The organism is Adlercreutzia sp. CNCM I-6207 (assembly GCF_977072305.1).
In genome coordinates this window covers 320,254-326,890 of sequence record NZ_CDRVLZ010000001.1, presented here as the reverse complement: position 1 = coordinate 326,890, position 6,637 = coordinate 320,254, and the positions used below count along the sequence as shown (strand labels likewise).

At 51.9% G+C, this 6,637-nt stretch carries 8 protein-coding genes; 2 read left to right on the top strand and 6 right to left on the bottom strand.

Going from position 1 to position 6,637, the window contains the following annotated elements; translation table 11 throughout:
• Positions 1–167 precede the first annotated feature (167 nt).
• Positions 168–1,037, top strand: a complete 870-nt coding sequence (locus ACW4QM_RS01370) for a GIY-YIG nuclease family protein (protein WP_455798120.1) — start codon at positions 168–170, stop codon at positions 1,035–1,037.
• On the opposite strand, the gene ACW4QM_RS01365 is transcribed toward ACW4QM_RS01370, so the two are convergent.
• Both ACW4QM_RS01365 and ACW4QM_RS01360 read right to left on the bottom strand, forming a co-directional pair.
• Entirely contained in the window at positions 1,034–1,465 is a 432-nt protein-coding gene (locus ACW4QM_RS01365; protein WP_455798119.1) for a HEPN domain-containing protein, read from the bottom strand. The genes ACW4QM_RS01370 and ACW4QM_RS01365 overlap by 4 nt on opposite strands.
• Positions 1,458–1,838, bottom strand: a complete 381-nt coding sequence (locus ACW4QM_RS01360; protein ID WP_455798118.1) for a nucleotidyltransferase domain-containing protein — start codon at positions 1,836–1,838, stop codon at positions 1,458–1,460. Before ACW4QM_RS01360 ends, ACW4QM_RS01365 begins: the two co-directional genes overlap by 8 nt.
• Positions 1,839–1,919: 81 nt before the next feature.
• On the opposite strand from ACW4QM_RS01360, the gene ACW4QM_RS01355 reads away from it, so the two are divergent.
• Complete coding sequence (locus tag ACW4QM_RS01355; protein WP_455798117.1) at positions 1,920–2,498, top strand: restriction endonuclease subunit S; 579 nt, start codon at positions 1,920–1,922, stop codon at positions 2,496–2,498.
• A 31-nt stretch (positions 2,499–2,529) separates the two neighbouring features.
• On the opposite strand, the gene ACW4QM_RS01350 is transcribed toward ACW4QM_RS01355, so the two are convergent.
• The 4 genes from ACW4QM_RS01350 to ACW4QM_RS01335 form a co-directional block, all read right to left on the bottom strand.
• Positions 2,530–2,706 (bottom strand): antitoxin VbhA family protein, encoded by a 177-nt coding sequence (locus ACW4QM_RS01350; RefSeq protein WP_418979929.1) that lies wholly within the window; start codon positions 2,704–2,706, stop codon positions 2,530–2,532.
• Between the two features lie 124 nt (positions 2,707–2,830).
• Positions 2,831–4,414: a type I restriction-modification system subunit M gene (locus ACW4QM_RS01345; RefSeq protein ID WP_455798116.1), complete on the bottom strand. Its 1,584-nt coding sequence runs from the start codon at positions 4,412–4,414 to the stop codon at positions 2,831–2,833.
• A gap of 17 nt (positions 4,415–4,431) precedes the next feature.
• Entirely contained in the window at positions 4,432–5,619 is a 1,188-nt protein-coding gene (locus tag ACW4QM_RS01340) for a restriction endonuclease subunit S (protein WP_455798115.1), read from the bottom strand.
• Positions 5,620–5,623: 4 nt separating this feature from the next.
• Entirely contained in the window at positions 5,624–6,631 is a 1,008-nt protein-coding gene (locus ACW4QM_RS01335) for a Fic family protein (RefSeq protein WP_455798114.1), read from the bottom strand.
• Positions 6,632–6,637 lie beyond the last annotated feature (6 nt).

Sequence of the window (6,637 nt, the reverse complement as noted above, 5' to 3'; positions counted from 1 at the left end):
TCGTCGGCAAGTCGGCCGAAGTTCGCCATGCGGCGGGGATAGACAAGGGCATGGTCCCTGTGCTGGGATAGGAATTACCCCCATCAACTTTACGCCGTCTTACCGGGATCGCGCAAGTGTATTTAGTATAAAATCATTATCAAATCAATCGTTGGAGAAAGGCCATCATGATCGATCTCAAGACTCTCACCATGCAGATAATCAATGGAGATGCAAGCGGGATTAAGATCTGTCGCATTGCGGGGTCTACCTTGGTCACCATCGTGATACCGCGGGAACTGCTAAGCGAGGCGAAGGGTCTCCCCGAAATTCCCAAACGAGGCATCTATTACCTTCTCGATGATAATAAGGGCAGGCTAAAGCGCGTTTATGCCGGTCAGACCGTCCAGGGAATCCAGCGGCTCGACGATCACAATCAGAGAAAAGATTGGTGGAATAAGGCTGTGATGTTTCTCGCGCCTGACACCGAGTTCAGTATGGATGTAGTGAGCGGCCTGGAATCCATTGCTATTAAGTACATCAAAGAGCACGGTGCGTATGAAGTCGAAAACACCAACGACCCGAAGCCATATATTAGTCCTTACAACGAAGCGTTCATCCATGCACTCCATGAGGATATCCTGTTTCGCATGGCCCTGTTGGGATTTGGGCTTGATGCCGTGGGCGACGACTCGTCAGGTGTATCCAACCAGGTATTTCACACGTTTCGGCGTGGAGTGAGGGGGCTCGGAAGATACAACGTCGTCGAGGGATCGTTCGACGTTCTTCCCGGATCGAAAATCGACATAGGCACACGCGCGGGTACCCAGCGGCACCCCAACAACAAACTGGAGTCATTGAGGAGCAAGCTCATCGATTCTGGCGAACTTACTCCCGGAGATGACGATGTGCACGAACTTAGCTGCACATTGCATTTCGACAGTCCGAGCGCCGCCGCAGTTTTCGTTCTGGGAGGTAGCTGCAACGGATGGACCGAGTGGGTGGATGAAAACGGGCGAACCCTCTCCTTCGTTTACAGGGAGTCTAAGGCAGACTAACCCTCTTGCGGCTCGCTCCCGCATGGCGACAGAGCGAGGGATTCGTATCCGTTGTCGGAAACCATTTGGGAGATAGCCTCGAAGGCGCGCATGGCATCCAGAGCCTCGCCCTCTTGAAAATCCGGAGCGTCCGCATAACGCGTAAGCGATATAAGGCTCGAGAGGTACGAAGCGTGCTCGAGGATTTCGTCATTAAAATCGAGGAGGCCCAAGTCGTTGGCCCGATTGAGTAACGATGAGATATTGTGCGTAAAAGGGAAAGCCTCGTCATTCTTCTCGAATACCGACTTCACTAGCTTTTCAGCAGCTTGTTGAGCGTGGTATCCGATACTTTCCGCATAGTTTGCAATTCCCAGCGAAGAAAGAGCGTCAATGGTTTCGACATCCACGGACGCCGCATAGAGAAGACCGCGAAGCACTTTAGCCATAGATCCTCACGCCCTCGTTGGCGATGGCATAATCCACTGTCGTGCAACGGGTTTTGCGATCAAGGTAGTCGTCTCGAAAGCGAGCCAGCAGATCGTAATCGAGGCCGGCATCGTACATCAGTCGCGAGATCGACGTCGATGCTCTAGTGGCATATCGAAGGGGCCTTTCATCGTCGTTCTCGGTAATGACCATGATGTCGACATCACTCGAAGGGCGCTCTTCGCGGCGCGCGTAACTGCCGAAAATGTAAATACTGTCGGTAGGCACCGCATCCGTAATGGCATCTACCATTGACTCGAGCACAGTCGCCGGAATGCGCAGCTTTGCGGCATCGGAATTGATCTTGGTGTTTGTCCTTGCGCTTCGCGGCATCCAGCATCCTTTCGTCTTTTAAAGATTCTAGCACGGGAAGAGCGGTGTTGTATCCGAGGAAGTTCGATAGCGCATAAGCCGTTGCACGGCGAGAAAACAACTTGGGAACAGCGTAGGTTGGGGGAGGTGGCTTCATTTGGGGGAGGTCATACGCCATCAATGGCGGATCTGTCCAACTACGAAAACGGAAGCATTCCATGGGTGACGTCTCAGGACGTAAAAACCCAGTATCTCAGCAGGACAAAGACTCTCATATCTGACAAAGGAGCTGCAGAGCTTAATTTATACCCAGCTGGATCCCTCGTGGTTGTTGTGCGAAGTGGCATCTTGCGCCACACTCTTCCCGTAGCTGAACTGCGAAAACCTATGACCGTCAATCAAGATATTCGCGTCATTGTCCCCGCTGAATCGTTGTCAGCCCGTTGGCTTTTAGGGTATTTCGAGGGGCATGATAAAGAGCTGCTGCTAAAGTTCGGAAAAGTTGGCACGACTGTTGAAAGCATTAATTTTTCTGAGATGAAAAGCATGGCATTGCCGATGCCTTCGACAACAGAGCAATCCCGCATCGGCGCCCTCTTCGCCAAGCTCGACTCGCTCATCGCCCTTCATCAGCGTGAGCAAGTCGAGCCTTTCGTTTGGCCAGAATCGCCATTTGACTAAGCCCGCGAGCGCGGCGGCGCCTAAGTAAAACTCAAGAAGCTCCTCTATCTTGAAATGCATCTTCTCTACGACTCACCCAGCGCCTTCTTGTACGCTCCCCAAGCTCCTCTAGAGTGATCTCACCGGCGATATATGCTTCAGCATCCGCGCGGAACTCCACGGACACCCACGTACCCTCCATCTCTCCAGAATGGATGGCCTCTCGCATTGCACGTTCACGATCCATCACGGTACCTTCTCGATAGCATGGGGACGGACGGGCGTCCCCTTAACCAAGTCGCCTCATATTGCCCGCTGTTTTGCCGAACGGCAAAACAGCGGGTTCGAAAAGTTTACACGCCGAGCAGCTTAAGCTGACCTGCGATTTCTCGCTCCAGTTCGGCAATTTCCCTCTTGTCCTGCTCAATCAGCTTCAGAACTTCGTTGAGATCTATCTCCTCTTCCTCCTCAAACGTATCGACGTATCGAGGGATGTTGAGGTTGTAATCGTTCTCCCTCACCTCATCGAGGGATGCAACGTGGGCGTACTTTTCAACATCCTGGCGATTCCTGTAGGTCTCAACGATTTTCTCGATATTGGCGGAAGTCAGACGGTTCTGATTCTTTGCCTTTTCGAACTCGCGAGATGCGTCGATGAACAAGATATCCTTAGCCTCGCGTCCCTTCTTGAACACGAGAATGATCGTCGGAATACCCGCGCCGTAGAAGATGTTCGCGGGCAGCCCGATCACGGTATCGAGATAATTCTTATTCTCTATGATCGCCTTTCTGATCACGCCCTCAGCTGCTCCGCGGAACAACACGCCATGCGGAAGCACGATAGCCATAGTGCCGCCATCCTTCAGATGGTACAAGCTGTGCAGAATGAACGCGTAATCAGCCTTGGTCTTGGGCGCCAGCTTGCCGTAATCCTTGAACCGCGCGTCCTTAAGCTTTGTGTCGCTGTTATCCCAATGCGCGGAATAAGGAGGATTTGCGACGACGGCATCGAAGGAGCGCGGGCGATCGATGCCCTTCTCATCCGGTCCATCCGGCCAGTCGCCTTCTAGCGTATCGGCATTCGAAAGAGTCATGTTGTTAAACGACACCCCGTGCAGCATCAAATTCATACGTGCCAAGTTATACGTGGTGGTGTTCAATTCTTGCCCATAGTACTTGATTGGCTGACCATCAGGGAGCTCCTGTCCAACGGTCAGCAGAAGGGAACCAGATCCCATGGTGGGGTCATACACGCTGAAGGCAGAGTCGGCATCCCCCCAATCCATCGTCACGATTTTCGCCAAAATCTCGCTCACCTCGTGAGGCGTATAGAACTCCCCGCCCTTCTTGCCCGCTGAAGCTGCGAACTGCTTGATAAGGTACTCATAGATGGCGCCGAGAATGTCTTTGCCGTCATCGCTTTTGTACTCTATGCTATCCACAAGTTTCACAATGCGGTTAAGGGATTTGGCGCGCTCGTTCGTCGATGATCCCAGCCGCGAGTCGCCGAGATTCACGTCGTTGAACACGCCACGGAAATCGCGCTCCGCCTCCTTGTTGAGCTCCGCATTCTTGTTGAAATGGTCGAACATGCTCTGGTAGTCGCTCGGTACGACCATGCTCTCGTCGATCTTATGAACAAGAGAAGCCCACGTATCAAGCGGCTCGATCGCATAGCCCAAGCTTGAAGAGATGTCCTCCAGATAGTCTGCCAACTCCTCGTTGTTGGCCTGCTCAAGATAGGCTTGGTTGACCGTCTGGCCAGGCTCCACATCCAAAACGTTATTGGTCACCAGGTATTCTTCCTGATGCTCCGAAAGATAGCGGTAGAACATGAAAGCCAGAATATAGTTCTTGTACTCCGCAGCATCCATATTGCCGCGCAGTTCGTTTGCCATTGCCCAAAGCTTGGAGGAGATTTCGTTCAAGTCGCTCATTTTCTTGTATTCCTTTCTTAGACGAACATCTGCTGAAGCAGACCTTTTTTCAATTCCTTGACGTGATCCAGCTCACGCTGATGAAGGGCGATGAGCGAGTCGAGCTTGGCGAAGAACGAACCGACACATTGCTGCTCGTCCAATGCCGGTAGAGCGATACGCGCATCAAGAATGTCTTTATTGTAAAGTCGCTTGAGCGTGCTACCTTCTAAGCTGCTCCATGTTTGATCGTTCAAATATTGCAGAAGAAAGCCGTTGTCGAGCCGGTCGTCGTGATCCAGCCATACGATATTCGAATCCTGAAAATAGGCACGTTCTCCCTGGTAGACAGTCGTTCTTCCTATTGTCCCCGCTGCTGAGATAAGGATGTCGCCAACCTTGGGAAACGAATACAGCTCCTGATATTTCTCGAATAGCTCATTCGAGATGAAAGCGTCGGGCTCTCCTCCAAAAGTTCCAATCTTGAAGAATGGCACGTCGCCTCTCTCGGTAGTTTGATCTTTGTAAATTCGCTTGCACATCACGACGGAACCGAGCTCCCCCAACCTACGCTGTTCCCAAGGGTCAGTGAAACCGGGAAAACGGAGTTCCGGTACATTCGTCCCTTCCTTTGGAAACATTTTTTGGAGCAGACCCTTCTTCAATTCTTTAACGTGATCTAACTCACGCTGATGAAGGGCGATGAGCGAGTCGAGCTTGGCGAAGAACGAACCGACACATTGCTGCTCGTCCAATGCCGGTAGAGCGATACGCGCATCAAGAATGTCTTTATTGTAAAGTCGCTTGAGCGTGCTACCTTCTAAGCTGCTCCATGTTTGATCGTTCAAATATTGCAGAAGAAAGCCGTTGTCGAGCCGGTCGTCGTGATCCAGCCATACGATATTCGAATCCTGAAAATAGGCACGTTCTCCCTGGTAGACAGTCGTTCTTCCTATTGTCCCCGCTGCTGAGATAAGGATGTCGCCAACCTTGGGAAACGAATACAGCTCCTGATATTTCTCGAATAGCTCATTCGAGATGAAAGCGTCGGGCTCTCCTCCAAAAGTTCCAATCTTGAAGAATGGCACGTCGCCTCTCTCGGTAGTTTGATCTTTGTAAATTCGCTTGCACATCACGACGGAACCGAGCTCCCCCAACCTACGCTGTTCCCAAGGGTCAGTGAAACCGGGAAAACGAAGCTTGGGCACGTTTCTTCTTTCTTCCATTTTTCTACCTCACTTCCCAGTGACCATTGCGGTTTGCGCCGATACGGACGAGCCTGCCTTCAGCTTTCAGCGTAGCCACGAGTCGCTCTACTTGCCGTTTACTCAATGAAAGTCGCTCAGCCAACTGAGCAGCCGTAATAGTCGGATTAGCTCTCATCAGCGCGAGGGTTTTCTCTTGCGCCTGGCTCACCGCATTCGCTACTCCGTCATTTATACCGACATTTATACCGACATTTATACCGACATCATCCCCTCGGGAAGCAACTTCATCGAGAGCGTCATTAAGAGCCCCCAGCATAAACGCCACAAACGGTGTTGAGTCAGCCGCATTGTCCGCTTGTTGAAGTACGCGGTAATAGCCTTCCTGGCGATCTTTAACAATCGACTCCACAGGAAGCCATGAAAAGAGCGAGTTCCAACCGCTAAGTATTAAAGTCTGCCACAAGCGCCCCATGCGGCCGTTGCCGTCTACGAAGGGGTGGATAAACTCGAACTCGTAATGGAACACGCACGAAGTTACAAGAGGATGAGCCTCGGAATGCCTCAGCCATGAAAACAAGTTTTCCATGACCTCCGGGACGTAATGAGCCGGCGTCCCCGCATGGATAAGCTGATCCCCGCTGAATACGCCTATATTCCCGCTTCGAAAGCGACCAGACTCCGAGGTAAGACCCGACATGAGAAGTCGATGCGCCTCAAGCAAGTCTTCCAAGGATGTCGCGTTGAACGTTGGCAGAGCCTCGTAGGCCTTTATGGCGTTCTGCACTTCCAAGATATCCCTGGGAGGCGCAAGCACACGCTTGTTGTCTACAATCGCCGTGACTTGCTCAAGCGAGAGGCTGTTGTTCTCAATTGCCAGTGACGACTGAATGGTGCGGATACGGTTTTCCTTGCGAAGCTGGGGGCTGACATTGAATCCTCCCAGGATCTCGACTCGGCCGACCTTCTGCGCAATATCTGCAACAAGTTGCAGAATTCTCTCATTCAACTTGAATGGCGGTTCATACGACATGCAAAC